Source organism: Anabaenopsis arnoldii (genome assembly GCF_028331025.1).
GTDB classification, from domain to species: Bacteria; Cyanobacteriota; Cyanobacteriia; order Cyanobacteriales; family Nostocaceae; genus Anabaenopsis; species Anabaenopsis arnoldii.
On sequence record NZ_JAQMUH010000193.1, the window covers coordinates 1 to 2,527 of the forward strand.

The 2,527-nt window shown below is 43.2% G+C and carries 1 protein-coding gene; it reads left to right on the forward strand.

The features are described from left to right. On the forward strand, positions 1-2,527 hold a 2,527-nt coding region (locus PN457_RS17255), incomplete at both ends, for a glycosyl hydrolase family 18 protein (protein WP_271734784.1).

The following is a 2,527-nucleotide window of genomic DNA, read 5'->3' on the forward strand; positions in this document are numbered from 1 at the left end:
GAACAAGCTCAAGCTCAAGCACAGAGTTTAGGTGGAAATCTTGTCACCATTAACTCTCAAGCCGAACAAGACTGGCTAGTTAATACCTTTGGTAGTAGTGAACAACTGTGGATTGGACTGACAGATAAGGATACAGAAGCCGATACAGATGGCACTAAATTTAAGTGGGTGAGCGGTGAAACCTCTACTTACAGGAACTTCTTTACCAATGAACCAAATAATGCTGGTAACGAAGATTATGTGGCGATGAATTTTAATGATCCTGGCAAATGGAATGATTACGGTAGTGGCGGTTCTTTAAGAGGCATTATTGAAATCAAAGAGTATAACACTATCGTAGGTGGATATTTCCCCGAATGGGCAATATATGGTCGTGATTTTCAAGTCGAGGACATTCCAGGGGATAAACTAACTCATGTTTTTTATGCGTTTACAAAAATCGACGAAAATGGAGAAGTAGCAATATACGATCCTTGGGCGGCGATACAACATCCATTTAATGGGAAGTATACTTGGCAAGAATCAGAACAAGGTTTAGCGGGTAATTTTGCTGAACTCCAAGCTTTAAAACAAGAATATCCCCATCTGAAAACCATGATGTCTATTGGAGGTTGGTCACTTTCTGGTCCTTTCTCTGATGCAGCTTTAACTGAAGCCTCACGGGAAAAATTTGCTGCTTCTGCAGTAGATTTGATGGTTCAATACGGTTTTGATGGCTTGGATATTGACTGGGAATATCCTGTTAGTGGGGGTTTAGAAGGTAATATTAATCGTCCACAAGACAAACAAAATTACACCCTATTACTAGAAGAAATACGGGAAGAGTTGGATGAACAAGAAGCCATAGATAATCAAGATTATCAGCTGACTATTGCTTCCCCTGCTAGCTTGTCCACTATAAATAACTTTGAGTTAGGGGAAATTTCTGAACACATTGACTTCTTCACTCTCATGGCCTATGACTATCATGGTGCTTGGGAAAATACTACCAACCATAATGCTCCTTTATATGCTGTTCCAGGACAGCAGTCCATAGACTCTACCATAGACGCCTATCTTGATGCTGGGGTTCGTGCAGATCAGATAGTTCTGGGAGTTCCTGCATATGGACGCGCTTGGTCTGGTGTACCTAGTACCAATAATGGACTATTTCAGTCATCTAGTGGTGCGGCTTCGGGAACATGGGAAGCAGGTAGTTATGACTACAAAGATTTGTATAACAAACTCCAAGAACAACCCAGTGTATATACTCGTTACTGGGATGATTTGGCAAAAGTCCCCTATATTTACAGTCCTACCGACCAGGGTGGGATGTTTAGTTCCTACGAAGATAGTGAGTCAATTGGCATCAAGACTGACTATATTAAAGAGAAAGGTTTAGGTGGTATATTCTTCTGGGATTTGTCTGGTGATTTACCCGGTGATAATAATGATTCTTTAGTCAATATTGCAGCGACAAATTTAGCGACTAGTGAGCCTGAAACCCCAGAAATAGCGATCGCCCCCACCAACGCCATACAGTTAGAAGGTAACGAAGGACTTACCCCCTTTACCTTCACAGTTACCCGCACAGTGGATACAGGTATCAGCACTGCTAACTGGGCGGTTACAGGTACGGGAACCAACCCTGCTAACGCCGCCGACTTTGGCGGAACCCTCCCCACGGGTACGGTCACCTTTGCTGCGGGGGTAAAATCTCAAGTAATTACAGTCAATGTCAGTGGTGATACTGTAGTAGAACCGGAGGAAACCTTTACCGTTAGCCTATCTAACCCCAGTAACGCTACCCTGACCACTGCTACTGCTACGGGAACCATTAGGAATGATGATACACCACCCGTGGAGAGCGATCGCCAACAAATTACATCATTAGACAATTTAACTGCTGCTCCTGGCGGTGATGTATCTATTCCCCTGTTCTACAACACTTCCAACGGTGACAACACCCTGACGGGTATTAGTCTGCGGTTGCACTACAATTCTGATGAACTGAATTTCCAAACTGTAGAAAACCTGTTCAATAACAATCTATTTGTTGCAGTAGAAGACCTAGCTGATGGTACAGACTTAGATAACGACCCCAACACTGACAGTTTTATCCAATTTGGCTATACTGACTTTGCTGGTAACTGGCCTAACCAAACCCTACCGTTAAAGTTAGCGGATTTCAACTTTACCACCACTGACAACTTTGCCGGAACTCAACTTAATCTGACTTCCGATAATTTAGCCCCTGGTTATGGCCTAGAAGCAGACCCGATTTTAGTCAGTAAGCAGGAATGGAATTTTGATATTGACGGGAATGGAGAAATCAAAGCCCTTTCCGATGGCATTATGATAGTACGCCATCTGTTTGGTACTTTCCCCGATGAGAGATTAACTGAAGGTGCGATCGCTCCTAACGCCACTCGCAACCTAGCAGAAATTCAAGCCTACTTACAACAAGGGGTAGATAACCAATACTTAGATATTGACGGGAATGGAGAAATCAAAGCCCTTTCCGATGGCATTATGATAGTACGCCATC